A 25,435-nucleotide genomic window follows, 5' to 3' on the forward strand; every position below is an offset into this window, starting at 1 on the left:
ATGAATAAGAAGAATTCTTGTCAAAACAATGGGGCCATTGAGATGTATCAACGAGTTGTTGGCGCGAAAGAGACAAGCTGCGACCTTGCTGATCCCCTTTCACAATCTGGAGAAACTGCATGGCCCAAGACAACGGCAACTGGTTATCGGCCGAACAGGCCGTCATGCCCGATGGCAGCGAACGTCAGGACTTGCCCCTGATTCACAAAAAACTGCCGCAACTCTCGCCGCAACAAGGTACCGAGGGAGCCGCCACGGCTGCGCCCGACGCAGCGCCGCAAAGCTCGGCGGGAGGCGCTGCGACGCCCTGAGTTTCACAACAGCAACAAATCCTTCGGAAGCATCTGAGGAGGCAGCCCGCCGGAAGGCTAAAATGGAGCCGTATCTATTGCGCGGCAAACTGGCGCTGCTTCTGTCATGGCTCTCGATCCCTCCACTCTGCTCATCCTCACCATCGCGCTGGCGGCGTCGGCTTCGCTCTATCTGGCCATCGAATGGAACAGCGTCAGAGAACGCTCGCTGCTGCTATGGAGCAGCGGTTTTGCCATCATCACCATCGGCTCCTTCCTGGCGCTGTTGCGCTCGCGGGGCTATCTGCTGGTCGGTATCTGGTTCGCCAACGGCTTGCTGATCGCCGCGCACGCCTGCTTCCTGGCGGGCGTGGCCTGGTTCACGCGATCCCGCGTTTCACGCGGCTGGTGGCTCATCGCGCTGCTGTGGGTGCTGATGCTGTTGCTGCCTGCGCATGCCTGGTGGTCGCGCGTGATGCTGGGCCTGCAATCGCTGATGATCGCCGCCCTCACCTTGCGCGCCAGCTTGCTGCTCCGGCCCCATGGTGCCTCGCTCAGCGTAGGTGCGGTGCAGTTGCGCTTCGTCCTGCTAATCCACGGCTTGTTCTACGTGGCCAAGGCGGTCTGGGCGCTGGCATTGGGTGCTTTTGTGGATCTGGCGGCCTTTGGCGGCGTGCTGATCCAGGTCTCGCTGGTGGAGGGCTCGATGGCGGTGATGCTGATCGCATTGTCGATGACCGGCACCGAGCGTCATCGCCGCGAAGAGCACATGGGCCAACTGGCCGCGCGCGATCCCCTGACCGGACTGCTGAACCGGCGGGCGCTGCTGGCACGGGCTCCGGCGCTGCTGGCGCAAGCCAGCCAGGCACATCCGGGCGCGCTGCTGCTCATCGACATCGACAACTTCAAGCAGGTCAACGACCTGCACGGTCATGCCGCCGGTGACAAGCTGCTGGAAGCACTGAGCACCCTGCTGCGCGAGGTGCTGCCCGAGGATGCGCTGGCCGCTCGGCTGGGTGGGGATGAGTTCGTGATCGTGTTGCGGGATGTTCGCCCGGAGCAAGTGGAGCATCTGGGAGAACAACTGCGGGAAGCCTTCGCCCACGTGGCGCGCAAGGGGGTGCCCACGCCTGATGCGGTGAGCCTGAGCGTGGGCGTCAGTCTCTACTCGACGCCGGCACTGGCGCTGGAAAGCTTGCTGGCAATGGCCGATGCGGCGCTGTATGACGCCAAGCGCGCGGGCCGCAATCGACTCGTCGTGAACCCGGCAAACTTCACTGCAGCCAGTCCTTGAGTCGATACCAGGCACCGACCAGGGGCAGGAACCAGGGCTTGCCCAGGTGACCGGGAATGGCAGGCCAGTCCAGATCTTTCCACGGATTGAGGTCTGCCCTGCCTTCCATGACCTCGGCCATCAAGGTCCCCATGAGGCTGGCCATGTGGGTGCCATGCCCGCTGTAGCCCATTGCGTAGAACAACCCATCGCGCTGGCCGGCACGCGGCAGGCGGTCGACCGTCATGTCGACCATGCCGCCCCAGCAGTAATCGATGCGTACCGACCCCAGTTGCGGAAAGACGTTCAGCATCTGGGTTCGGAGGATCTCGCCGCTCCTGGCATCGGACTGCGGATTGGAAACCGCGAAGCGCGCGCGTCCGCCGAAGAGCAGGCGATTGTCCGGTGTCACCCGGAAATAATTGACGAAATTCCTGGTATCCGTGTACATGCGTCGTGTCGGCAGCAGTTGGTCCAGCAATGCAGTCGGCAAGGGTTCCGTGACGATCAGGAAAGCGCCGACGGGGACAATGCGGCGGCGTATCCAGCCGAACGGTCCGACCTGGGAAATGCCGCTGGCCAGCAGCACCTGGCCGGCGCGCAGACTGCCCGTCGGCGTCCGTACCTGATAGTGGCCACCTTGCGCCTTCAGGCCCAGCACGGGCGTATGTTCGAGGTAGATCGCACCGCGTCGCTGGGCGGCATGGGCCAGGCCGCGCACATAGCGGCCCACGTGCATGCCGGCGCTTTTTTCCATCAGCAGGCCGCCGTAGTAGCGATCGCTGCCCAGCTCCTTGCTCAGCTCGGACCGGCTGAGCAGACGCGTGTCGGGATCCACGTTGGCTGCCAGCAGGGCCTGGCTGCGCGCCAGCTTGTCGACGTGCTCGGGCTTGGCCGCCAGCTTGAGCTTGCCGTAACGGGCAAAACTGCAGTCGATGGATTCCTCGCGCACCAGCCGTTCCACGGTATCGACACCGGCATCGAAGGCTCGATAGAGCCGGTTGGCCCATTCCGTTCCCAGACGCTGTGACAGCGCGGCGTAGTCCTGCGCGAAGCCGTTGTTGCACATGCCACCGTTGCGTCCGGAAGCGGCGCCGCCGACGATACCGGCTTCACACACCACCACCCTGGCGCCCTTGCGCGCCAGTGCCAGCGCCGCAGCCGAACCGGTGATGCCGCCACCGACGACCAGCACGTCGCAGCCATCGTCGGGCAAGGTGGTGTGGGTGGTAATGAAGGGAGGGGAGGTGTCCAGCCAGTACGACGTCAGTTGCATCGGGGGGCTCCATCGGAGGTGGGTAGCCTGAGCGGGGATGAACCATGGCCAGACCACAACAGGAGGGACCGATTATGGCGCTGCTGACCTGCAAGGGGATTAATGCTCATTGAACGCAGCATTAAGCCTGGATTAATGCTCGCAATGGCCTTGCGGTCCGCGCAGCAACGGCGTGACGGACAGGATGACGCCTCCTGCAACTCAAGAAAATCAACAAAAAATACTTAGAACCCATTTCATAAATAGGCGTGAGTGCGAGCGAGTCCCGTTTGGGATGAAGTGCAAGGCGCGAGTGGGTCAAGACTGGGCGTCTTGACCCAAATTCGTAACGCAGCAATTCGCCCAAACGGGCCGCTCCCTCCGGGTTCTGTCCAGAAAGGGCGCTGGCCGCGTTGCGCTCCTTGCGTGTGGCACCGCCACACGACGCGTCGCGCGCCTTGCCAGCGCCCTTTCTGGGCAGGACGCATCTCACGCCTATTTATGAAATGGGTTCTAACATCAACTAACATATTGCCCTTCGGCAACGCAGGCATTCCGACGGAGCTGCCACTGGGGATGAAGGGGTCTCAAGATGCCTTGCCGACTGATAGCGAAGACGCCACACAACGGTCCAATCCAGACAGGGGAAAAACCAAGATGAAACCTGAACGCTGCGCCCCGTGGGTGCGTACAGCCCTGCTCGCCAGTATCGTCCTGACGGCCTTGCCAGCCTCGGCGCAGATCGCCGAGCAGACGATGCGGGAATTCACAGGCTGCGATAGCCGCTTCTTCGGCGTCCTGGCGCAGGATGCTGCTGCAAGTCAGGCATTTTCGACACTGCAACGACAAGGTGAGATCGCCTGGATAAAGGTGCAGGACCGCAAAACGGCGCCTGCCAACCAGATCGATTTCACGGTCCCCGTCACCGTAGGCAGCATGAAGCTGCTGGGGTATTTCGACGAGATCACCGATCTCAAGGAAATGGGACGCTATTACTACTGGGGATTCATCGTCGACGGCACGGTTGAAGAGGCCATGACCAAATTGCGTCCGATGATCAAAGACGCCGGTCGTCTGCAGCGCGTCGAAACGGACTACGCCCGCACGGAATTGAAAACGGGAAGCGGCGATTGGCGTGCCATCAATACTGCTGCCAGCAGCGTCCCTCGGAAAAACACGATCGAGCGCGCCTTCATCGTCGAAAGCATGGAAAACAACCAGCGTGCCACGCGAGTTTCATGCTCGCTGCAAGGCTCGGTTACTGCCACTGTTCTGCAGAAAGAACGCCCCGACCTCAGCCCGGCTGAATTGCCGGATTCGTGACGGGACAAAGGATTCCCGGCACCCACCGCGCCACCCTCAAAAATGCGCTCCCCGGAACATCCGGGGAGAGACAACCGCCGATGAGGTAGGCAAGATCGTTCCCGCCTATTCGGAAGCCAAGGTGAACAAGACGGTAGAGTTGATGCGAGGTTCCATCATGCCCATCGAGGTCGGCCGTATGTGTTCGGTGACCTCCGGCGCCGATAGCCTGATGAAGGTGCAGATATTCTTCGACTGATCTTCCTGGCTGTGCCGTGGCAGCGACCATCTTGATGGCGGCTCCACGGCAACGTTCGCAGGAAACGGCATTGGCTTCAGCCAAACTGCGTGAAATCCGGCTTGCGCTTCTCGAAGAAGGCCGTGAAGGCTTCCTTCGCTTCCGGCGCGGTCAGCATGCGCGAGAAGTGCTCGATCTCGGCCACCATCTGCTGTTCGGTCGCTGTCACCCGGTTTTTTTTCATCAACTGCTTGGTTACCCGGATCGACGCCGCCGGCAGCGCCGCCAGCTTGGCCGCCTGCTGCTGCGCATACGGCAGCAACTCTTCCAGCGGCAGTACGCGATTGACCATGCCCATCTGGCAGGCTTCGTCTGCGCCGAAGGCTTCGCCCAGCAAGAGCTTTTCGGCGGCGCGCTGGTAACCGGCGATATGCGGCAACAGCAGAGAGGAAGCGGCCTCCGGGCACAAACCCAGTTGCGTGAAGGGCATCGAGAATTTGGCATTGTCGGCGGCATACACCAGATCGCAATGCAGCAGCAGCGTGGTACCGATGCCCACGGCCACGCCCGAGACGGCAGCCACGATAGGCTTGCTGGCATGGCTGATCTGCCACAGGAACTGGAATACCGGTGCATCCTGGGTCTTGGGCGGATTCTTCAGGAAATCTTCCAGGTCATTGCCGGCCGAAAAGGATTTGGGCTTGCCGGTGAAGAGGATGGCGCGCACCGCGCTGTCGGTCTCGGCCTCCTTCAGGGCATCGGCCAGTTGCTGGTACATGGCGGCGGTGATGGCGTTCTTCTTGTCTTCGCGGTCGAAGTGGATGGTCAGGATGCCATCGGCCTTGGTGAGCTGGATATCCATCTGCACAGGTCTCCTTGAATGTTATAAATGATTTATAAGGTTCATGAAAAAAGCCGCACGGCATGCGCAGTGCGGCTTTTGCATCAGGCCTTGCGGGCGCGGATCAGACGCGTTCGAAAATGCCCGCGGCACCCATGCCGGTACCAACGCACATGGTCACCATGCCGTACTTCAGGTTCTTGCGGCGCAGTGCATGGATGGTGGTGGCGGCACGGATCGCACCGGTGGCGCCCAGCGGGTGGCCCAAAGCAATCGCACCGCCCATGGGGTTGACCTTGCTCAGGTCGAGGCCGAGATCGCCGATGACGGCCAGCGCTTGCGCGGCGAAGGCTTCGTTCAGTTCGATCCAGTCGATCTGGTCCTGGGTCAGGCCACCGGCCTTGAGGGCCGCAGGAATCGCTTCCTTCGGGCCGATGCCCATGATTTCCGGAGGCACGCCGCGCACCGCGAAGGAGACGAAGCGCGCCAGCGGGGTCAGGTTGAATTGCTTCAAGATCTTTTCCGAGACGATGATCAGCGCACCTGCGCCATCGGAGGTCTGCGAGCTGTTGCCGGCGGTGACGCTGCCCTTGGCGGCGAAGACGGGCTTGAGCTTGGCCAGCGCGGCCAGGTTGGAATCGGCACGCGGACCTTCGTCCAGGGCGACGGTCCGGGTCTTGATGTCGATCTCGCCGGTGGCGAGATTAGGGAAGCGCTCGACGATCTCGACCGAGGTCATCTCGTCAGCAAATTCACCGGCCTGCTGGGCGGCGATGGCCTTCTGGTGCGAGGCCAGCGAGAACTCGTCCTGGGCTTCGCGCGAGACCTTCCACTGCTGCGCCACCTTCTCGGCGGTCAGGCCCATGCCATAGGCCATGCCGACGTTCTCATCCTTGAAGGCATTGATGTTGATGGAAGGATGGAAGCCCATCATCGGCACCATCGACATCGATTCAGCACCGGCCGCGATCATCACATCGGCCTCGCCGACGCGGATGCGGTCGGCGGCCATGGCGATGGCGGTGATGCCGGAGGCGCAGTAGCGGTTGATGGTGACACCGCCGATGGTATTGGGCAGGCCGGCCAGCAGCACGGCATTGCGCGCCATGTTGAGGCCCTGTGCACCTTCGGGGAAGGAGCAGCCGACGATGGCGTCCTCGATCAGCTTGGGGTCCAGGCCCGGCACTTGTGCGACGGCGGACTGGATGGCACGCACCAGCAGGTCATCCGGGCGGGTGTTCTTGAACATGCCACGCGGTGCCTTGCCGATGGGGGTACGGGTGGCGGCGACGATGTAGGCGTCTTGCAGTTGTTTGCTCATTACCAAATCTCCTTGGACTCTCCCTCCCCTTCAGGGGGGAGAGAGGTTTCATTAATTGCGCACAGGCTTGCCGGTTTGCATCATGCCCATGATGCGTTCCTGGGTCTTGGGGTGGTTGAGCAGCTCCATGAAGAACTTGCGCTCGATGTCGAGCAGCCATTGTTCATTGACGATGCTGCCCTCTTCCACCTCGCCACCGGCGACGGTCTCGGCGATCATCTTGCCCAGCTTGAAGTCGTGGGCCGAGATGAAACCGCCATCACGCATGTTGACCAACTGCGCCATGATGGTGGCCAGACCGTTGCGGCCGATCACCGGCACCTGCGGCGGCAGCTGCGGACGGTAGCCGGCGTCGAACAGCGCACGCACCTCGACCTTGGCCACGTGCAGCAATTCATAGGGGTTGAAGACGATGACGTCATCCTCGCGCAGGTAGCCCAGCTTGCGCGCTTCCAGTGCGGACTTGGAGACGTTGGCAGTGGCCGCAGCCAGCATGTATTCCTTCAGGAATTGCAGGATGTCATTGCCCTTGGCTTCGCGGGCCGCGCGCACGGCGGCTTCCTTGAGGCCGCCACCGGCCGGGATCAGGCCCACGCCCACTTCCACCAGGCCGATATAGGACTCGATGGAGACCACGCGCTTGGCGGTATGCAGCAGCAATTCGCAGCCACCGCCCAACGCCAGACCCGCCACAGCAGCGATCACCGGCACGCTGGCGTACTTCAGGCGCTGGTGCGCCTGCTGCAGCTGGTGCACCACCGGCTCGATGGCCTTGACGCCACCGGACATGAACAGCGGCAGCATCGATTGCAGGTCGGCGCCGGCCGAGAAGGCGCCGCCTTCGGCTGAATCCGGATGCCAGATCACCAGGCCCTTGAAGTTCTGTTCGGCTTCGGTGACGGCCTTGTTCATGCCATCGATCACGCCCTGGCCGATCACGTGCATCTTGGTCTTGAAGGACAGGATCAGCACATCGTCATTCTGGTGCCAGATGCGTACCGATTCGTCTTCGAAGAAGGTGGTGCCGGCGCTCGTGCCGTCGGCTGCACCCTCGCCCACCAGCGGGGCGCGGAAAGCCTGGCGCTGGTAGACCGGCAGTTCGGAACGAGCCACGTCAGCCTTCTTGGAAGGCGACCAGGAACCCTTCTCCGAATGCACGCCATCACGACCATCGAAGACCCAGTCGGGCAGCGGTGCGGTGGAGAGTGCCTTTCCGGCCTCGATGTCTTCCTTGACCCATTGCGCGATCTGCTTCCAACCGGCAGCTTGCCAGGTCTCGAAGGGACCGACGCTCCAGCCGAAGCCCCAGCGCATGGCGAAGTCGAGGTCACGGGCGTTGTCGGCCACCGATTCCAGGTGCACGGCGATGTAGTGGAAGGCATCGCGGAAGATGGCCCACAGGAACTGGCCTTGCGGATTGGTCGAATCATGCAGCGCCTTCATGCGCTTGACCGGATCCTTTTCCTTGAGGATGCGGGCGATGATGTCATCGGCCTTGGCACCGCCCGGGACGTAGTCGCCCTTGGCCGGATCGATGCGCAGGATGTCCTTGCCGACCTTCTTGTAGAAACCGGCGCCGCTCTTCTGGCCCAGTGCGCCCTGCTCGACCAGCTTGGCCAGCAGCGGCGGGGTGGCATAGGAGGAGAAGAAGGGATCGTCCTTCAGGTTGTCCTGCATGGTCCTGATGACGTGGCCCATGGTATCCAGGCCCACCACGTCGGCGGTACGGAAGGTACCGGACTTGGCGCGGCCCAGCTTGGCACCGGTCAGGTCATCGACCACATCGACCGAGAGGCCATACTTGTCGGCTTCGATGATGGTGGCCAGGATGCCGAACACGCCCACGCGGTTGGCCACGAAGTTGGGGGTATCGAAGGCACGTACCACGCCCTTGCCGAGAGTGGTGGTGAGGAAGGCTTCGAGCTGGTCGAGGATGTGCGGTTCGGTCGATTGGGTCGGGATCAGTTCGACCAGGTGCATGTAGCGCGGCGGGTTGAAGAAGTGCACGCCGCAGAAGCGCGCCTTCAGGCCGGCATCGAAACCTTCGGACAAGGCATTGATCGACAGGCCCGAGGTATTGGAGGCGAAGATGGCCTTGGGGCCGATGTGCGGGGCGACCTTCTTGTAGAGGTCGTGCTTCCAGTCCATGCGCTCGGCGATGGCTTCGATGATGAGGTCGCAGCCTTCCAGCACGGCCAGGTCATCCTCGTAGTTGGCGACCTGGATCAGGGCCGCGTCATCCTTGTTGCCCAGCGGTGCGGGGCTGAGCTTCTTGAGGTTCTCGATGGCGCGTTGCACGATGCCGTTCTTCGGGCCTTCCTTGGCCGGCAGGTCGAACAGCACGACCGGCACGCGGGCATTGATGCAGTGGGCGGCAATCTGCGCCCCCATGACGCCCGCGCCGAGCACGGCCACTTTTTTGACGATGAAATTGGACACGCAAATCTCCTTTGCTGGTGCTGCAAACATGAAACATGAATTCGGGCCTGGCAAGGTGCTGCGCCGCTGGGACGAGCAGCTACTGTACGCTCTTTGTCCCTTGCAAGGCGGCGGCTCTCAGCATGCCCTGCCGCAGTGACGTCCACGTGACGCCATGGCGGCCCATATTGCGGTGGATCAACGCCGCGTGCAGGCCGACAGCCCGCACACGGCATGGTGTTGCGGTCAGAACAACGCTGCGTCCAGCGCCATCAGGTTGCCGGCGCCCGAACGGGCCTGGCGGATCAGCATCGCGGTTTCCGGCAGCAGGCGGGCGAAGTAGAAGCGCGCCGTGGCCAGCTTGGCGGTATAGAAGCTGTCGCCACTGTCCTGCTTTTCCAGCGCGATCTTGGCCATGCGGGCGAACAGGTAGGAGAACACCAGGTGGCCCACCACGCGCAGGTAAGGTACGGCAGCCGCACCGGCTTCATCCTGGTTGGCGAAGGACTTCATGCCGATTTCCATGGTCAGCTTGGTGACCTTGTCGCCGATGTCGGCCAGCGGGGTGATGAATTCAGACATGGATTCATCTGTGCCGTGCTCTTCCACGAAGGCCTGGATCTGCGCGCCGAATTTCTTCAGCTTGGCGCCGTTGTCCATCAGGATCTTGCGACCCAGCAGGTCCAGCGACTGGATGGTGTTGGTCCCTTCATAAATCATGTTGATGCGGGCATCGCGCACGTATTGCTCCATGCCCCATTCGGCGATGTAGCCGTGGCCGCCATAGACCTGCAGGCACTCGGAGGTGGCCATCCAGGCGTTGTCGGTCAGGAAGGCTTTCACCACCGGGGTCAGCAGGGCCACGATGTCGGCGGCGTCCTTGCGCACCTGCTCGTCCGGATGGGTCAGTTCCTTGTCCAGCTCCAGGGCGACATAGGAGGTGAAGGCACGGCCACCTTCGGCAAACGCCTTGGCGGTCAGCAGCATGCGGCGCACATCGGGATGCACGATGATCGGGTCAGCCGGCTTGTCGGCCGCCTTGATGCCGGACAGGCTACGCATCTGCAGGCGGTCCTTGGCGTAGACCAGGGCGTTCTGGTAAGCCACTTCGGTCAGGCCCAGCCCCTGCATGCCCACGCCCAGGCGGGCTGCATTCATGAAGACGAACATGGCCTGCAGGCCCTTGTGCGGCTGGCCGATCAGCCAGCCGGTAGCGCCGTCCAGGTTCATCTGGCAGGTGGCATTGCCGTGGATGCCCATCTTCTCTTCGATGGCGCCGCAGAAGATCGGGTTGCGCGCGCCCAGCGAGCCGTCGGCATTGGGCAAAAACTTGGGAACCAGGAAAAGTGAAATTCCTTTCGAACCTTCCGGTGCATCGGGCAATCGCGCCAACACCAGGTGAACGATATTGTCGGAAACGTCGTTTTCTCCGGCGGAGATGAAAATCTTGTTGCCGGTGATCTTGTAGGAACCGTCAGCCTGCGGCTCGGCCTTGCTGCGCAAGAGGCCCAGGTCGGTGCCGCAGTGCGCTTCGGTCAGGCACATGGTGCCGGTCCATTCGCCCGAGACCAGCTTGGGCAGGTAGAGCTGCTTCTGTTCTTCCGAACCGTGCGCATGCAGGCACTCGTAGGCGCCATGCGACAGGCCGGGATACATGGTCCAGGCCTGGTTGGACGAGTTCAGCATCTCGTAGAAGGAGTTGTTGATCGTCAGCGGCAGGCCCTGGCCGCCGAATTCCGGATCGCAGGACAGCGCCGCCCAGCCGGCTTGCACGTATTGCTGGTAGGCTTGCTTGAAACCCTTGGGCGTGGTCACGGCCTTGCTCTCGCGATCGTAGTGACAGCCCTCGCGGTCACCCGAATGGTTCAGCGGGAACAGGACCTGCGAGGCAAACTTGCCGCCCTCTTCCAGCACCTGATCCACCAGTTCGCGGTTGGTGTCGGCGTGGGGCGGCAGTTCCTTGAACACTTCCTCGACATTGAGCAGCTCGTGCAGCACGAACTGCATGTCGCGCAAGGGGGCGTTGTATTGGGGCATGAATGTCTCCGGACGGGTTACGCTGCCTTCCTGGCAGCCGATTTGGAATTCTTGGACGTGGTCGCGCTGCCGCTCTTGCTGTGGCTGCCCTGCGGACGATAGCTGTCGATGAGGCGGCGGAAGCTGGCCTCGGCACGTTCGACACTGCCTGGGATATGCAGGAAGCGCGCATCATGATGCAGGGCCAGGATCAGGCCATACATCTCATAGACCATCTGGCTGACCTCGATGTCGGTGCGCAGGTGGCCGGCTTCCATGGCCTGCTTGATGCAGCGTTCCAGCGCATCGCGCCAGGCCTGGACCATGGCCACCAGATGATCGCGAATGGCGCCCGGGCGATCGTCGTACTCGACCGCACCGCTGATGTAGATGCAGCCCAGGGCGATTTCCACCGTGACCTGCTTGATCCAGCGCGCGAACATGCCTTCCAGGCGCGGCAGGCCGCGCGGCTCCTTGATGGAGGGATAGAACACATCCTGCTCGAAACGGTTGTGGTACAGGCGCACGACCTCGATCTGCAAATCCTCGCGCGAGCCGAAATGGGCGAAGACACCGGACTTGCTCATCTTCATCTTCTCGGCCAGCAGGCCGATGGTGAGCCCTTCCAGGCCATCGCGGCTGGCCAGCTCCAGCGCCACATCGAGGATGGCGGCGCGGGTCTGCTCGCCCTTGCGCAGGAACTTGGGCCGGGCGGGCGCGGTGGTCACCTTGCTTGTCTCAGTCATCGTTGTCTCTTTGATATCCGCCGCAGGCGGCGGCGGGAAGGAACCGGTTCGACGGGCGCGGCTCGGGGTCCGCTGTCTTGTGCCCTGATGGATTCGACATGAATTATTCTTCATGCAGAATTTATTCGAACGATCGTACTATTATTCATCGCGCCGCAAATGTCAAACAAAAAATCGGGCCGGCTTGCCGCAGGGATTTTTCCTGGCGGCAAGCCTTCAGGCGGACTCGGCAGGGGGACTGGCGCTGCCCAGCAGGTCATGGGCATCGAGCAGGGCGTAGACGATGGTGGGGTTGTTTTCCAGGCACTTGCGAATGGCCGCCGGGATGGTATCGCGGGTCTTGCGGCACAGGCCGGGCTGCTCGGCCAGGTGGATCTGCAGGCCGCGCACGGTGCGCACTTCGTTGGGACCGGGGCTGATGTGCAGGTGGATGCCGAGGTTCTTGCGCATGAGGCTGCGCACGTGCAGCAGCTCGTCATAGGTGGCGATGCGGGTGATGCGTTCGATCAGGCGCTTTTCTTCTTCGCGGGTCAGCCACAGCACGCGAGCCTCGGGGGCGTGCAGGCATTCCAGCAGGGCTTCGCGCTGGCAGTCGCAGGCGCCGGGCGGGCACTCCTTGCGGAGCGGCCGCGTCATCGGAACGGGCTGCGTCGATTCGGAAGAGACCACCTGAGACATCTGCACCTTTGCACCTGGGTTGGAGAAAAGACGGGCCACAAAAACCGGTCCTCATCTTACAACGAGCCTGCGCTGCGGTGGCGCTGTCACCCGCTCAGGAGGAGGATCGGTCCAGCAGACGGCGGTCGCGCTTGGTCGGTCGCCCCTTGATCTCGGCCGAGGGTTCGCGGAAGAGACGATGACGCTCGGCCTGGGCGGCACGGCGCGCGATGCTCTTTTCGCTTTCCTGGTAGAGGGTCGCGGCAATGGCGGCCGAGCCACGCTTGTCGGCGATGCCGGTAACCAGCACCTCCCACTCGGTGGAACCGTTGTCGATGTCCAGGCGGTCGCCATTCCTGACGTTGTGGGCGGGCTTGGTGCGTTCGCCGTTGAGCTTGATGCGGCCGCGCTCCACGGCTTCGGTGGCCTGCGAACGCGTCTTGAAGAAGCGTGCAGCCCAGCACCATTTGTCGATGCGCGTTGTGTCCATGCTGTTGGGGATGGGAGAAAAATGATCTTGCGGTAATTATCGATATTTTTCTAAAAATATACACAAGAAAATCGGGAAACCTGGTCTTTATCGGGCTCATCGCTTTCCCTGTGGATCGGTGTACTTATGCTTTGCGGCTTGCTCAACCCGCCTTCATTGTTCCGGTACCCGCCATGACCGACGACCTCTCGACAGTCACGACGGCCTTCACCCAGGCCATCCTGACCCAGCAATATCGTCCCCTCCGATTGCGCTGGAGCCAGCGTGAAGCCCATTTCTCCCAACAACTGCTGGTGCAACGGGTAGAGCTGCGCGAAGCGCTGCTGGAGGGACTGGAAGGACAGCTGACTTGCCTGTCCATCGATCCCGATCTGCCCCTGCAAGAACTGCTGGGGCAGCCGATCGGCGTAGAGATGGTGACCGACCGCGGCGGCCTGCACCATATCAATGGCTTGATCACCGAAGCGCGGGCCGGCCATGCCGATGGGGCGCTGCGGGTCTATCAGTTGACGCTGCGTGATGCGCTCTCGGTGATGAGGGAACGGATCAACACGCGCGTCTTCCGCGGCAAGAACGTACCGAGCATCCTTGAGATCATGCTGCGCGAATGGCGCCAGCGTAGTCCTGTGCTGGCCAGTGCCTTTTCCTTCGACCTCGACCGGCTCGACGATGCGCGCTATCCGATCCGCGAGATCAGCCATCAATTCAACGAGTCTGATGCGCACTTCATCGAACGGCTTTGCCGACGCGAGGGTATCACCTGGTACATCGCCACACCCCAGGCGTCGGACGGTATCGACACCTCAACCACGCCAGCTCACACCCTGGTGTTCTGCGACCAGGTGGCGCTGCTACCGCAAGCCAGCGCGGCCAACGTGCGTTATCACCGCGACGGCGCCACCGAAGAACGCGACACCATCAGCGCATGGAGTTGCGAACGCAGCCTCACACCGACCAGCGTGCAACGCGCCAGCTGGGACTATAAATCGGTACGCATCGATGACGTAATCAGCCATGGCATCGTGGACCAGGGAAGGGCCGGCACCGAACTCGGTCTGGCCATCACCGATCGCTTCATCGACGCGCCCCATATGGCAGAGAACCTGCTGGACCAGGTACGCCTGGCCGATGCACGTATGTTGGCGCACGAAGGCCGTTGCGAATCCTTCCAGGCCAGTGGCAGTGTGCGCGATCTGGCGGTAGGACACTGGTTCGTTCTGGAACAGCATCCCGATATGCGCTACCGGAATGCCTCGCAGCGCGAATTCATCGTCACCTCGCTGCAACAGCGCGCCGAAAACAATTTCCCCAAGGTCTTGCAGGATTCCATCCGCCGACTCTTGCCGGAACTCCAGTGGCAAGCCGGAGCACCGCAAGGTACAAGCGATCTGCGCTATCACAATCGCCTCAGCTGCGTGCGGCGCACTGCCTCGCTGACCCCGCATTACGATCCGCGCCGGCATCTGCCTGCCGTGCATCCGATCACGGCGCTGGTGGTGGGGCCGGCACAGCAAGAGGTGTACTGCGATGCCTTGGGACGCATCAAGGTGCAGTTGCAGGGCCTGCAAGCGCAAGACCACGCCCATGCCCAAGGTGCGGGCACCAGCGGCCATGACCAGGACAGCGCCTTCGTGCGCGTATCGAGCGCCTGGGCCGGGGCAGGCTATGGACACGACGCCGTGCCCCGGGTCGGCATGGAAGTACTGATCGATTTTCTCGGTGGCGATCCGGACAAGATGTTCGTCGCCGGGGTCCTGCACAACGGCCTCAACCTGCCGGCGCGCTTCAGCCACGCAGGCGGTTTGCCGGGCAACCGCTTCCTGTCCGGCATCAAGTCCAAGGAGATAGACGGCGCGCGCTACAACCAGTTGCGCCTGGATGACACCCCCGGCCAGATCAGCACGCAATTGGCCAGCGAACACCAGCACAGCCAGATCAACCTGGGCTATCTGACCGAACCACGCCACGACGGCCAAGGCAATGATCGTGGCGAGGGCGTGGAAACCAGAACTGACGGACACGGCGTGCTGCGTGCCGGCAAGGGCGTCCTGATCACCGCGCAACGCCAGGACCGAGGACGCGGTCGCATCCTGGAGCGTGCCGTCCTGCTGGAGACACTGCGCGATCTGCAAGAGCTGGCGCAGCGCCTGAGCCAGGATGCCGCCAGGCATCACGCCGAGGCAACCGATCTGGCCCAGCTGGAGCGCATCAGCACCCAACTGCAGGCCTGGGATGCGGGCGATCCCAGCAGCGAAGCAGTGCGCACCGAGACGCCCATGGTCGCCGTGGACGCACCGGCGGGCGTGAGCATCACGAGCCAGGACACCATGGTGTTGGGCGCAGCGCAACACATCGACATGGTCAGCCAGGCCAATACCCAGGTCAGCACAGGGCGCAGCCTCCTGATGCGGGCCGGCGAGATGTTGGCGGCTTTTGCGGCCAAGCACATGAAGCTGATCAGCGGCAAAGGCAGCATCAAGGTACAGGCCCACGAAGAACATATCGACCTCTCTGCCGCGCGGCGCATTCTGCTGGAGGCCAGCGAAGAGATCATCCTGCAGGCGCCCAAGATCAGTATCCGTTCGCGCGAGAACACGGAGGTCAGCGGCGGGGGCAGCTTCAGCCGCTGGAATGCCGACATGATCGAGCACGGTACTCCCGGAGAATGGCGCCAGCAGGCGGCCACACATCATGTACTGGGCCCGGCGAATTGCCCGCCGCCCGATATCCCGCCGCCGACCACTTACGAAGAACTGCGGCACAGCGCCAGTTTGATGGTCCGCCTGCGCAGTCATGCGCGCGATGGAAGGCCGCTGGCACAGCAACCCTACACGCTCTTCAAGCAGGGGGCGCAGATCGCCGTGGGCGTCACTGACGCGGCCGGGCGATTGCGGATCGAAGGCCATCAACCGGGCGACGACAACTACTCGGTCAAGCTCCCCAATGGCTACCGCTTTGATTTACCGGTCCACGAGCAGATCAGTGCACTGGACCAACAGCTGGCGGCCTCGGGCTACCGCAGCACAGAAGCGGACGCAGAGAGCCGCCTGCGCCATGCAGGCGCCTGAACCATTTCCCTTCCCGGATCATCTCCATGACACAGACCTACCACCCAGGCAGCGTCCCCATCGACCTGCGCAAACGTAGTGCTACCGCAACGGCACAATGGCTGCTGGAGCGCAAAGAAGACAGCAACTCTCCGATCTATCACGCCAACCAGCTTGAAGTATTGATCTGCGGCGAAGAAGGTTTTTCCCGTATCTCAGCGATGTTTATCCCTGGATGCATCATGCAAACTCTCCCGCGCAATATGAAATTGATCGCCTTTGATCCGCATCGAACAGAATTTTACTGCCAGTATGAAAGAAGCCTGGAGCCACGGGTCAACGACGAGGCTGAGCAGTGGTACAGAGAAGGCCTCGCTGCAACCAGTTACGATCTCTGGCCCGAAGATCGAGACTACAGGAAAGCTGCCATTCTATGGACGAAAGCGGCTGAACAAAATCACTGGCGCGCCATTCTGAACCTTGCCACTCTTCATTTGCAAGGAACCGGGGTTGAGCGCAACAGTGAGCGCGCTGTTCAACTGGTGGAGAAGGCAATGTCACTGGGCGTCCCAAAGGCCTTTGACCTGATGGGAACCTATCACATGAATGGAACTGGTGTTAAGCAAGATGCCACCCGAGCATATGCTTTCTGGGCGCATGCCGCCAATATGGGAAGTTCTGATGCATTAGCTTACCTTGGCGACAAGCTCAACGCCTCTTACGATGATCCCAAAGGAGCCTTCTGGGGAAACAGAGGGATGGCCATCAAGATGATGGAATGTGGTTACCAACAGGAAAATGGAAACGCTGCGTATTTGTTAGGTCACGAGCTGAGCTTTCATGAGCAGTTTGAGCGGGCGTTACATATTCTTCACGATGGGGTCAAGTTTGGCAGCCAAGACAGTGCTAACAAGCTGTTCGTCGAATTTGATGATGGACGAAAGGTGGTCAATAAATTTCAGGATAAAAGTCGTGCGGAAAGATACGCTGCCATCGCCGACATGCTCCGCCTCAACCCCGACCTCCGCCTTCCCAACCTGGACAAGGTGCTGCCTCTGCCTCCGGCCATCCTCCCCTACTGGGATGGCGACAAGCAAACCCTGATCGATGGCGCCAAGCCAGTCAAGACAACCTCACTGGCGGACATCAAACCTTCCCCTGCTTCACTGCGACAGGGCCGCGCTCATATCCCCGACGGCTTTGTCCTCCCCGACGAGCCGCAAGGTGGCCACCTGATCCAGCATCTGCACACCGATGCCATCATCAGCGGGTTTTGGCTAGCACAATTGGCCAAACCTTACACACCCAAGCAAGTGGCGTGGAATGCTGCACAGATACCCATGTACTACGCACAGGGCGAATCCTTCACACCCCCAGAAGACTTTACAAAAGAATCCGGCGTTCTTCGTTTCCACTATCTCGGCACGCCTGTTCCAAAACCACTGGCTGCACGGCATGTCCCTGACTGGCGGGTCCCGCAAGGCGTGCTGCGCGAGATCCCCGTCCCCTCACGCGAATTGCGCTCCAGCGGCTTGCTCCCGGCTCCTGCTACCGGCATCTGGCACGGCAGCATTGATTCCGCCCACCCCCTGTCCAAGGTCTTCAACCTATGGACGCGCCAGGCCTATGTCGAAGAAGGACAGCCTTTCCCGGATCCGCGTGATCGCGGTCTGGATATTTCTCCAAAAGATATTCAGTGGCAATGGCTGGATCAGGCGAATCAACCCCTGCCATCGGGGCGTAAAGACATCACCATCCGCAACTTCGATCCTCTGCATTCCGAAGAGCACGGACATTGAACTGTTGAGCAAGTCAGCATTGTCTTGCTCCAAAGAAAAACGCCGGCGATCAAGCCGGCGTTTCCTCATCGCAACAAACCGAGTGGACGACTCAACGCTCCACCGCCAGCGCCACACCCATGCCACCACCGATACAGAGGCTGGCCAGACCCTTCTTGGCATCACGGCGCACCATCTCGTGCAGCAGCGTCACCAGCACGCGGCAACCCGAAGCGCCGATGGGGTGGCCCAGGGCAATGGCGCCACCGTTGACGTTGATCTTGCTGGTGTCCCAGCCCATCTGCTTGTTCACCGCAATGGCTTGCGCAGCAAAGGCTTCGTTGATCTCCATCAGGTCCAGATCCTGCGGGCTCCAGCCGGCCTTCTTCAGGGTCAGCTGGGAAGCCGGCACCGGGCCCATGCCCATGATGCTGGGGTCCAGGCCGGCCGAAGAGTAAGCCTTGATCCTGGCCAGCACCGGCAGGCCCAGTTCAGCGGCCAGCTTGGCCGAGGTGACCACCACCGCAGCGGCGCCATCATTGATGCCCGAAGCGTTGCCGGCCGTCACCGTACCCGCCTTGTCGAAGGCCGGACGCAGACCCGCCAGCGCTTCGGCGGTCACACCATGCTTGACGAATTCATCGGTATCGAAGACCACGGTTTCCTTCTTGCCCTTGATCTCGATGGGGACGATCTCATCCTTGAACTTGCCGGCCTTCTGCGCCGCTTCAGCCTTGTTCTGCGACGCGGCAGCGAAGGCGTCCTGCTCTTCACGGCTGATCTCGAACTTCTTGGCGACGTTCTCGGCGGTAATACCCATGTGGTACTGGTTGTAGACGTCCCACAGACCGTCGACGATCATGGTATCGGTCAGCTTGGCATCGCCCATGCGGAAGCCGTCACGGGAATTGTTCAGCACGTGCGGGGACGCACTCATGTTTTCCTGGCCGCCGGCGATGACGATCTGCGCATCGCCGCAACGGATGGCCTGGGCCGCCAGTTGCACGGCCTTCAGGCCGCTGCCGCAGACCTTGCCGACCACGAAGGCCGGGACCATGTCGGGCAGACCCGACTTGATGACCGACTGGCGCGCCGGGTTCTGGCCCAGGCCCGCCGTCAGCACCTGGCCGAGGATGACTTCACTGATGGCTTCGGGCTTGATGCCGGTCTTGGCCAGCAGGGCCTTGATGACTTGCGCACCCAGATCGGCCGCCGCAATCTTCGACAAGGACCCGCCGAATTTGCCGATCGCCGTTCTCTGTGCTGCGACAATGACCACATCATCCATAACTCGCTCCTTTTATTGAAAGTGCAGGAAGCCGCGTGCGGCCGCCCTTCGAAAACCGGGATGGTCATCTTATTCCATTTCAGCTGCGAAGGCGATATGGTGAATTTTCGGTAAATCAAACACCCGGCAAAAAGTCCTAAGCGTCTTTTCCCAGCGTAATGATGTGAATTACCGTGCGATAAAGGAGGAAGGCGGCACCATAGGCCGCGCGCTTGTACCACGGTACGTGCATGAAGTCCGACAGATGCACCACCCGCCCCTGCGCCACCCCGGCCTCGATTTCCTGGCGCAGATAGCCGGCAAAGGCCGGATCCTGCACCACCACGTTGGCCTCCTGGTTCACGAAGAGGGAAAGACCATCATAGTTGCTGGAGCCCACGGTGGCCCACCGGTCATCAACCACCGCAACCTTGGCATGCAGTTCGGTATGGGTGTATTCGACGATGCGCACCCCCGCGCGCAAGAGCTTGGGATAGAAGGAATGTGCCACCGCATCCTGCATCACGAACTGTCCCACACCCAGCAGCAAGGTCACCTTCACCCCGCGCATGGCGGCCTCTTCCAGCGCACGACGCATCTTGCGTCCCGGGGCGAAATAAGGATTGGCCAGGAACGCCGTCTCGCGTGCACGACCCAGAGCCTGCAGATAGGCACGCTGGATGGTGCGCCGGTTGCGGAAGTTGTCGCGCACCACCAGCGCGGCCTGGGTCTGGTCATGCACCGGCCCGGGATGACCATGGCGCAGACGCCTGAAGTTGCGCCAGCGCGCCTTGAGCTTCATGCGCCCCACACGCAACCATTGCGCCTGCACTTCATGATAGATGTCCTGTACCAGCGGACCGAGCACGCTCACGGCAAAATCCCAGCGCGGTGCCGGCAGGGGCCGGGCATGGTCACGGTCGGAGACCATGTCGTCATTGATGTTGAGGCCACCCACGAAGGCCACCTGCCGATCAACCACGCACAACTTGCGATGGCTGCGCGCTACGCCACGCCGGAACCACGGGTTGAAGGAGCGATGCTGCACCCCCGCGGAGGTCAGCGCCAATCGCAATTTGTTAGTATTTTCCCGTCCTGTACCTAGCCAATCATTGATGACATAGACCACAACACCACGTTCGGCGGCCCTTTTCAGGGCGTCGCAGACCAGTACGCCTGTATCGTCAAGAGAAAAAATATAAGTTTCCAGGTAGATCTCAACGCATGCAGCGTCGATGGCGCTGATCAAGGCCGGATAGAAACCCGCGCCACTATGCAGCAGCGCAATCTGGTTGCCGTCGGTGAAGGCGAGATGACGCAAGATCAGGCCAGGTGAAGTTCGGTGACGATGGGTGCATGATCCGACAGGCGCGCCCAGGGGCCATCCTTCAAGACCTCTGCCGTCTCCACCCGGAAACCACGCACGTAGATGCGGTCCAGTCGCAGCCACGGCATCATGGCCGGAAAGGTGCGCGCCGGACGAATCGTGGCCGACAGGCCACCGAGCCGGCGCAAGCCCTGCATGACACCGCGCGACTTCGCTTGCGGCTGATCGAATACCTCGGTCACGCCCAGGTTGTGGTACAAGGTCCGGCTCAACTGGTTGGTCCAGTCATTGAAATCTCCCGCAATCAGCAGGGGCGCATCGGGCGGCGAGGAAGTGCTCACCGCCTGGATCAGCGCATCAATCTGGCGCCGCCTGCCCCCGGCGAACAAGCCCAGGTGGATCACGTAGCAATGCACCTCCACCCCTTCTACCGGCACCACGCAATGCAGGATGCCGCGTGACTCGTAGGCATGGTCGGATACATCCTGGTTGCGTACGGAAGCGATTTCGAAGCGCGAGATCAGGGCATTGCCATGGTGGCCATGGTCATAGACAGCGTTCATGCCGTAGGCGGCATGATGCGTGTCGCCAGCCAGGTATTCGTGCTGTCCCTGCTGCGGCCAGTTGGAGGCATGGCGCAGGGCGTTGAGATCATGGCGGCCCTGTACTTCCTGCAGGAACAGGATGTCCGGATCCAGTTGTACCAGCGCCTGCTTCAACGCCAGGATGCGCGGGCGGCCAGCGAAGGAGGTCACGCCCTTGTGGATGTTGTATGTGGCAACGCGCAGCTTCATCGATGCAGCCTTTCTCTTGTTCTTGTCCGGCGCCGTCCTGGCGCAAGGCCGTGCTATGGGGCGAGGTAGCGCGGCAACTGCAGGATCGCCTCGGCATTGGAAGGCGAGAAACAGCGGTCGGCCGCTTCGCGATACGGCAGCCACACATGGCGGGTGTGCTCGCGCGGGGCCAGCGTCACGGGAATGTCGCGCGGCACCAGGAGGCCAAAGACGTGCTCGGTATTCTTGGTCACGCCAGGCGCATAACGATGCCGCCAGACGGGATAGATTTCATAGAGGTTGGAAAGTTGCCAGTCGCGCAGGTGCGAGCGCGGCACACGGTTTCCGTCACCCGGTATCGAGTCTACGCCGCCATCGCTGACCACGATGCCGGTTTCTTCCTCGACTTCGCGTCGGGCGGTCTCCGACAAGGGCTCATCGAGGCTGTCCTTGGAACCGGTAACCGATTGCCAGAAGCCGGGCTGGTCAGCGCGTTCGATCAGCAGCACATGCTGGTCGGCGCTGTGGATCACCACCAGCACCGATTCGGGAATCTTGTAGGGCTTGGCTTGCGTCATGGCCTGTCCGTGATGCGGGAAAGGCTCCATTGTATCGGGACGGCCGTTTCAGAGCAGCGAAGCCTCGCTCTGGGCGACCAGCCAGCTGCGAAAGGCCCGTGCAGCCGCGTGTTCGATACGGTCGCGCGGCCACACGGCGTAATAGCCGCCGCCCAGGCTGGCGCTGGCCGCACAGGCAGGTACCAGCAGCCCCTGTTGTATGCAGGCATCGATCATGTGGCGCCAGGCCAGCACGATGCCCTGCCCTTCCATGGCCAGTTGCAGCAGCACGGGATATTGATTGGACAGGATCTGGTGCTCGATGCGTGCATCCGGCACTTCATTGTGTGCCATCCAGTTCTGCCAGGACATCCATTGCCGCTGCCCGTCTTCCAGCATCAGCAGGGTCTCGTGGCGCAGGTCGGCCGGGGTCAGGGTACGGCCACGCAGATAGGCCGGGGAACAGACCGGAAATACTTCTTCGTCATACAGCCGGCGCACCGCCATACCGGAGGGCGGACCATCGCGCAGGAAATAGATGCCCATGTCGAAATCGGTTTCTGAGAGCTGGGCCAGGCTGTCGTTGACGATCAGGCGCAGGTGGCAATCCGGATGCAGAGCACGAAAACGTGCCAGGCGCGGCGTGAGCCACAGTACGGCCACGCCCTGCGAACAGGCCACCGTCAGCTCCTGATGGCCTTTGCGTTTCATGATGTCTTCGGTGGCTTCGGCGCAATCGACCAGCAGGCGCTGCACCAGCGCCGCGTAACGTTGGCCGCTGACGGTCAGGCGCAAGGCGCGCGGCTCCCGCAGGAACAGCTTCTTGCCCAGAAAGCGTTCCAGCTGGGCGATCTGGCGGCTGATGGCGCTTTGCGTCAGGTGCAGTTCGGCAGCGGCGCGGGTGAAGCTGCCATGGCGCATGGCGGCTTCAAACGCGATCAGCGAAGGCAGTGGGGGAAGTGGCGATATACGCATGGTCGGCGCTCCAGCTCGAAAGGTCTCATCCAGATCGAGATGGTAGAGCGAAAAGCATGCCCGCCGCAGCTTTCCTGTTGCAGAGGGAAAGCGGCGGCGGCAGGGACGCAGTGCCGCAGATCAGCGAGTGCGGTGGATGTGGCCGGCCTGCATGACCAGCGACAGGTGCTCGCCCTGCCCGGTCAGCAGCGTGATGTCCTGCAGCGGGTTGCCATCGACCACGATCAGGTCGGCCAGGGCGCCGCTACGCACGGTGCCCAGTTCGCCTTCGCGCTGGAGGATGGCGGCGGCGATCGAGGTCGCCGAACGGATGGTTTCCAGGTTGCCGAGGATCTCTGCGCGGATCAGGAATTCGGTCGACTGGTCCTGGTGCATCTCGCCCAGCAGGTCCGAGCCGAAGCCCATCTGCACGCCGTGCTCGGCATAGATGCGCAGCGAGTCGCGGCCAGCCTGGCGCACCGATTCGATCTTGGCCACCGAGTCCGGCGGCAAACCCAGGCGGGCACCGTCGCGGGCCAGCGAGTCGTAGGTCACCAGCGTGGGCACCACGAAGGCGCCGTGCTCGCGCATGACGCGCGCAGCCTCGGCATCGACCAGGTTGCCGTGCTCGATGGTGCGCACGCCACAGCGCACGGCGCGGGCAATGGCGCGGCCGGTGTAGGCATGGGCCATCACGTAGGTCTGCGCGGCTTCAGCCTCGGCCACGATGGCGCGGATTTCATCTTCGCTGTATTGCGTATTGCCGATGGGATCGGTTGGCGAGGCGACGCCACCGGAGGCCATGATCTTGATCTGGGTGGCGCCCTTCTGCAATTCCTCGCGCGCGGCCAGGCGTACCGCATCCACCCCATCGGCCACCCGTGCAATGGCACCGGCGCGGAAGGCGCAGGAGCACGGCTCCAGCACGTCGGAACGCGGGCGGAAATCGCCATGGCCACCGGTCTGCGAGAGTGCCTTGCCCGACGGGAAGATGCGCGGACCCGGCACCAGGCCGATGGCGATGGCTTGCGCCAGGCCCCAGTCGGCACCGCCGGCATCGCGCACACTGGTGAAGCCGCGGTTCAACATGGCTTCGACGATGGGCAAGGCACGGATCGAGGTCAGCGAGCCGGGTTGCAAGGCATTCAGGCCCAGGTTGGCCAGCGAAGCCAGCACGTGGACGTGGCAGTCGATCAGGCCGGGCATGACGGTCTTGCCGCTCACGTCGATCACGCGCGCGCCGCTCACCTCCAGCGGGGTGGAGGAAACTTCGGTAATACGGTCTTTTTCGATCAGGACATCATGGCGCGGAAACAGGCTGCCCAGCGCCGGATCGAGGACGTTGCCGCCCTTGAGGAGAATCTTGGTCATGTCAGAAATCAGGTTTGTTGCAGGTACTGCGGCTCACGCACGAAGCGGGTGCCGACGAAGCTGATGGCAGCGGCGATCATCACGTAGAAGGCCGGGGCCATGGTGCTGCCGGTGGCGGCGATGAGCCAGGTGATGAAGAAGGAGGCGAATCCGCCGAAGATGGTCACGGCCAGGTTGTAGGCCACCGACAACCCGGTCGAGAGCACCTTGGCCGGGAACAGTTCGGAGAACGCCGCCAGGATGGGACCGGTATAGGCCGCAATCAGGGTGCCGAAGACCAGCTGGAAGATCAGCAGCGTCGACAGACTGGGCGCGCTGTTGATGTAGGCAAACATGGGATAGGCCAGTACCAGGATCAGCGCAGCCGAGCCGGAGAGCAGCGGACGGCGTCCGATGCGGTCAGCCAGGCGTCCGACGATGGGTGCCAGCACCATGATGCAGAGCCCGCCCACCATGCCGGCGATGAACCCGGTCGTCTGCGGCAGCTTCAGGACCTTGACCGAGTAGGTCGGCATGTAGAACAGCAGAACATAGGTACAGACCGTCCACAGGATCACCATGGAAAAGCTGGCCGAGGTCTCGCGCGGGAAGTTGCGGATCACGTCCTTCAAGGGCGAATCGGTCTTGTCCTTTTCTTCGAGGAAGGTCGGGGTCTCTTCAAGGTGGTTGCGGATGTAGTATCCGACCGGACCGATCACGATACCCAGCAGGAAAGGCAGGCGCCAGCCCCAGCTGGCCAGTGCCTGTGCATCCAGGCTGGCGGTAACGAAGGTACCCACCGCCGCACCCAGCAGCACGGCCACGCCGATGCTGGCCTGAATCCAGCTGGAGTAATAGGCGCGTTCACGCTCGGGGGCATATTCGGTCAGGAAGGCGGTGGCGCTACCCATTTCGCCACCGGCCGAGAAGCCTTGCAGCAGCCGCGCCAGAACGATGATGAGCGGCGCAAACAGGCCCACGCTGTCATAAGTCGGCGCCAGTCCGATCATGGTGGTGCCCACGGCCATGAGCAGGATGGTGACCGACAGCGCGGCCTTGCGCCCCACGCGGTCGGCGTAGATGCCCAGCAGGATGCCGCCCACCGGGCGCATGAAGAAACCGACACCGAAGGTGGCCACCGCCAGCAGCAGCGAGGTCAGGTCATTGCCGGTGGGGAAAAACAGCTTGGCGATGATCACCGCGAAGAAACTGTAGACGGTGAAATCGAACCATTCGAGACCATTGCCGATCACGGTCGCAATGATCGCGCGGCGGCGCTGGTGATTGGTCACCAGCGTAATCCCGTCGGCTGGTAATGTCGTTGTTTGCATGCTCTCCCCTCATGTCGGACGTTGAATGTTCGGCCGATGATAGGGTCAGCAAGGGGCAGGCGGAAATGATATCTGTGCATGCAGCCATGCTCTGGGCGCATGCGTCGGCAAATGATTTAGTGAATTATGCGATTAATTATTTATATTATTTAAACCATTATTCTATCCGCTGGAGAAAATAAAAAAGCGCGTGCATTTCTGCAC

Annotated in this window: 20 protein-coding genes; 5 read left to right on the plus strand and 15 right to left on the minus strand. The window is 62.0% G+C overall.

Features of this window, described 5'->3' with window-relative positions:
* Window positions 1–119: 119 nt before the first annotated feature.
* A complete protein-coding gene (locus tag HWE01_RS07700) occupies window positions 120–311 on the plus strand; it encodes a hypothetical protein (protein WP_008334369.1) in 192 nt (63 codons plus the stop codon).
* Between the two features lie 106 nt (window positions 312–417).
* Entirely contained in the window at window positions 418–1,584 is a 1,167-nt protein-coding gene (locus HWE01_RS07705) for a GGDEF domain-containing protein (RefSeq protein WP_241821468.1), read from the plus strand.
* Here HWE01_RS07705 and HWE01_RS07710 read toward each other — a convergent pair.
* Complete coding sequence (locus tag HWE01_RS07710; protein WP_008334366.1) at window positions 1,565–2,839, minus strand: NAD(P)/FAD-dependent oxidoreductase; 1,275 nt, start codon at window positions 2,837–2,839, stop codon at window positions 1,565–1,567. The genes HWE01_RS07705 and HWE01_RS07710 overlap by 20 nt on opposite strands.
* A 636-nt stretch (window positions 2,840–3,475) precedes the next feature.
* Between HWE01_RS07710 and HWE01_RS07715 the strand changes: the two genes are divergently transcribed.
* Window positions 3,476–4,141 (plus strand): hypothetical protein, encoded by a 666-nt coding sequence (locus tag HWE01_RS07715; protein WP_241821469.1) that lies wholly within the window; start codon window positions 3,476–3,478, stop codon window positions 4,139–4,141.
* Between the two features lie 314 nt (window positions 4,142–4,455).
* Here the strand turns inward: HWE01_RS07715 and HWE01_RS07720 are convergent, their stop codons facing one another.
* The 7 genes from HWE01_RS07720 to HWE01_RS07750 form a co-directional block, all read right to left on the minus strand.
* Window positions 4,456–5,220, minus strand: coding sequence for an enoyl-CoA hydratase (locus HWE01_RS07720; RefSeq protein ID WP_241821470.1), 765 nt, complete (start codon window positions 5,218–5,220; stop codon window positions 4,456–4,458).
* Window positions 5,221–5,323: 103 nt separating this feature from the next.
* Window positions 5,324–6,520 carry an acetyl-CoA C-acyltransferase gene (locus HWE01_RS07725; RefSeq protein ID WP_241821471.1) on the minus strand — a complete coding sequence of 399 codons (1,197 nt, stop codon included), beginning with the start codon at window positions 6,518–6,520 and terminating at the stop codon, window positions 5,324–5,326.
* Between the two features lie 51 nt (window positions 6,521–6,571).
* Window positions 6,572–8,959, minus strand: coding sequence for a 3-hydroxyacyl-CoA dehydrogenase/enoyl-CoA hydratase family protein (locus HWE01_RS07730; RefSeq protein WP_241821472.1), 2,388 nt, complete (start codon window positions 8,957–8,959; stop codon window positions 6,572–6,574).
* Window positions 8,960–9,184: 225 nt separating this feature from the next.
* On the minus strand, window positions 9,185–10,975 hold the full coding sequence (locus HWE01_RS07735) for an acyl-CoA dehydrogenase C-terminal domain-containing protein (RefSeq protein ID WP_008334348.1): 1,791 nt from the start codon (window positions 10,973–10,975) through the stop codon (window positions 9,185–9,187).
* 17 nt (window positions 10,976–10,992) lie between these two features.
* Window positions 10,993–11,700: a TetR/AcrR family transcriptional regulator gene (locus tag HWE01_RS07740; RefSeq protein WP_008334346.1), complete on the minus strand. Its 708-nt coding sequence runs from the start codon at window positions 11,698–11,700 to the stop codon at window positions 10,993–10,995.
* 216 nt (window positions 11,701–11,916) lie between these two features.
* A complete protein-coding gene (locus tag HWE01_RS07745; RefSeq protein WP_241821489.1) occupies window positions 11,917–12,378 on the minus strand; it encodes a hypothetical protein in 462 nt (153 codons plus the stop codon).
* 94 nt (window positions 12,379–12,472) lie between these two features.
* On the minus strand, window positions 12,473–12,847 hold the full coding sequence (locus HWE01_RS07750; RefSeq protein ID WP_008334342.1) for an RNA-binding S4 domain-containing protein: 375 nt from the start codon (window positions 12,845–12,847) through the stop codon (window positions 12,473–12,475).
* A gap of 173 nt (window positions 12,848–13,020) precedes the next feature.
* On the opposite strand from HWE01_RS07750, the gene HWE01_RS07755 reads away from it, so the two are divergent.
* Together HWE01_RS07755 and HWE01_RS07760 are read left to right on the plus strand one after the other, a co-directional pair.
* A complete protein-coding gene (locus HWE01_RS07755) occupies window positions 13,021–15,915 on the plus strand; it encodes a type VI secretion system Vgr family protein (protein WP_241821473.1) in 2,895 nt (964 codons plus the stop codon).
* Between the two features lie 26 nt (window positions 15,916–15,941).
* Window positions 15,942–17,693 (plus strand): SEL1-like repeat protein, encoded by a 1,752-nt coding sequence (locus tag HWE01_RS07760; RefSeq protein ID WP_241821474.1) that lies wholly within the window; start codon window positions 15,942–15,944, stop codon window positions 17,691–17,693.
* Between the two features lie 91 nt (window positions 17,694–17,784).
* Here HWE01_RS07760 and HWE01_RS07765 read toward each other — a convergent pair whose 3' ends face one another.
* The 7 genes from HWE01_RS07765 to HWE01_RS07795 all read right to left on the minus strand — a co-directional run bounded on the left by HWE01_RS07765 (window position 17,785) and on the right by HWE01_RS07795 (window position 25,231).
* Window positions 17,785–18,960, minus strand: coding sequence for an acetyl-CoA C-acetyltransferase (locus tag HWE01_RS07765; RefSeq protein ID WP_008334339.1), 1,176 nt, complete (start codon window positions 18,958–18,960; stop codon window positions 17,785–17,787).
* Window positions 18,961–19,096: 136 nt separating this feature from the next.
* Entirely contained in the window at window positions 19,097–20,260 is a 1,164-nt protein-coding gene (locus tag HWE01_RS07770) for a phospholipase D-like domain-containing protein (RefSeq protein ID WP_241821475.1), read from the minus strand.
* A gap of 2 nt (window positions 20,261–20,262) precedes the next feature.
* Window positions 20,263–21,060, minus strand: coding sequence for an endonuclease/exonuclease/phosphatase family protein (locus HWE01_RS07775; protein WP_241821476.1), 798 nt, complete (start codon window positions 21,058–21,060; stop codon window positions 20,263–20,265).
* 53 nt (window positions 21,061–21,113) lie between these two features.
* Window positions 21,114–21,617, minus strand: coding sequence for a dihydroneopterin triphosphate diphosphatase (gene nudB, locus HWE01_RS07780; RefSeq protein WP_241821477.1), 504 nt, complete (start codon window positions 21,615–21,617; stop codon window positions 21,114–21,116).
* Between the two features lie 48 nt (window positions 21,618–21,665).
* On the minus strand, window positions 21,666–22,571 hold the full coding sequence (locus tag HWE01_RS07785) for a LysR substrate-binding domain-containing protein (protein ID WP_008334333.1): 906 nt from the start codon (window positions 22,569–22,571) through the stop codon (window positions 21,666–21,668).
* 120 nt (window positions 22,572–22,691) lie between these two features.
* Window positions 22,692–23,921, minus strand: coding sequence for a metal-dependent hydrolase family protein (locus tag HWE01_RS07790; protein WP_175342980.1), 1,230 nt, complete (start codon window positions 23,919–23,921; stop codon window positions 22,692–22,694).
* 8 nt (window positions 23,922–23,929) lie between these two features.
* A complete protein-coding gene (locus HWE01_RS07795) occupies window positions 23,930–25,231 on the minus strand; it encodes an MFS transporter (protein ID WP_241821478.1) in 1,302 nt (433 codons plus the stop codon).
* Between the last annotated feature and the right edge of the window lie 204 nt (window positions 25,232–25,435).

The organism is Herbaspirillum sp. C7C8 (assembly GCF_022627875.1).
GTDB lineage: Bacteria > Pseudomonadota > Gammaproteobacteria > Burkholderiales > Burkholderiaceae_D > Herbaspirillum.

Coding starts and splice junctions, on each gene's coding strand:
- HWE01_RS07790 (WP_175342980.1), bottom strand. CDS start 23,921: ATGACCAAGATTCTCCTCAAGGGCGGCAACGTCCTCGATCCGGCGCTG.
- HWE01_RS07710 (WP_008334366.1), bottom strand. CDS start 2,839: ATGCAACTGACGTCGTACTGGCTGGACACCTCCCCTCCCTTCATTACC.
- HWE01_RS07720 (WP_241821470.1), bottom strand. CDS start 5,220: ATGGATATCCAGCTCACCAAGGCCGATGGCATCCTGACCATCCACTTC.
- HWE01_RS07765 (WP_008334339.1), bottom strand. CDS start 18,960: ATGGATGATGTGGTCATTGTCGCAGCACAGAGAACGGCGATCGGCAAA.
- HWE01_RS07755 (WP_241821473.1), top strand. CDS start 13,021: ATGACCGACGACCTCTCGACAGTCACGACGGCCTTCACCCAGGCCATC.
- nudB (WP_241821477.1), bottom strand. CDS start 21,617: ATGACGCAAGCCAAGCCCTACAAGATTCCCGAATCGGTGCTGGTGGTG.
- HWE01_RS07785 (WP_008334333.1), bottom strand. CDS start 22,571: ATGCGTATATCGCCACTTCCCCCACTGCCTTCGCTGATCGCGTTTGAA.
- HWE01_RS07745 (WP_241821489.1), bottom strand. CDS start 12,378: ATGTCTCAGGTGGTCTCTTCCGAATCGACGCAGCCCGTTCCGATGACG.
- HWE01_RS07735 (WP_008334348.1), bottom strand. CDS start 10,975: ATGCCCCAATACAACGCCCCCTTGCGCGACATGCAGTTCGTGCTGCAC.
- HWE01_RS07700 (WP_008334369.1), top strand. CDS start 120: ATGGCCCAAGACAACGGCAACTGGTTATCGGCCGAACAGGCCGTCATG.
- HWE01_RS07725 (WP_241821471.1), bottom strand. CDS start 6,520: ATGAGCAAACAACTGCAAGACGCCTACATCGTCGCCGCCACCCGTACC.
- HWE01_RS07740 (WP_008334346.1), bottom strand. CDS start 11,700: ATGACTGAGACAAGCAAGGTGACCACCGCGCCCGCCCGGCCCAAGTTC.
- HWE01_RS07760 (WP_241821474.1), top strand. CDS start 15,942: ATGACACAGACCTACCACCCAGGCAGCGTCCCCATCGACCTGCGCAAA.
- HWE01_RS07750 (WP_008334342.1), bottom strand. CDS start 12,847: ATGGACACAACGCGCATCGACAAATGGTGCTGGGCTGCACGCTTCTTC.
- HWE01_RS07775 (WP_241821476.1), bottom strand. CDS start 21,060: ATGAAGCTGCGCGTTGCCACATACAACATCCACAAGGGCGTGACCTCC.
- HWE01_RS07715 (WP_241821469.1), top strand. CDS start 3,476: ATGAAACCTGAACGCTGCGCCCCGTGGGTGCGTACAGCCCTGCTCGCC.
- HWE01_RS07795 (WP_241821478.1), bottom strand. CDS start 25,231: ATGCAAACAACGACATTACCAGCCGACGGGATTACGCTGGTGACCAAT.
- HWE01_RS07705 (WP_241821468.1), top strand. CDS start 418: ATGGCTCTCGATCCCTCCACTCTGCTCATCCTCACCATCGCGCTGGCG.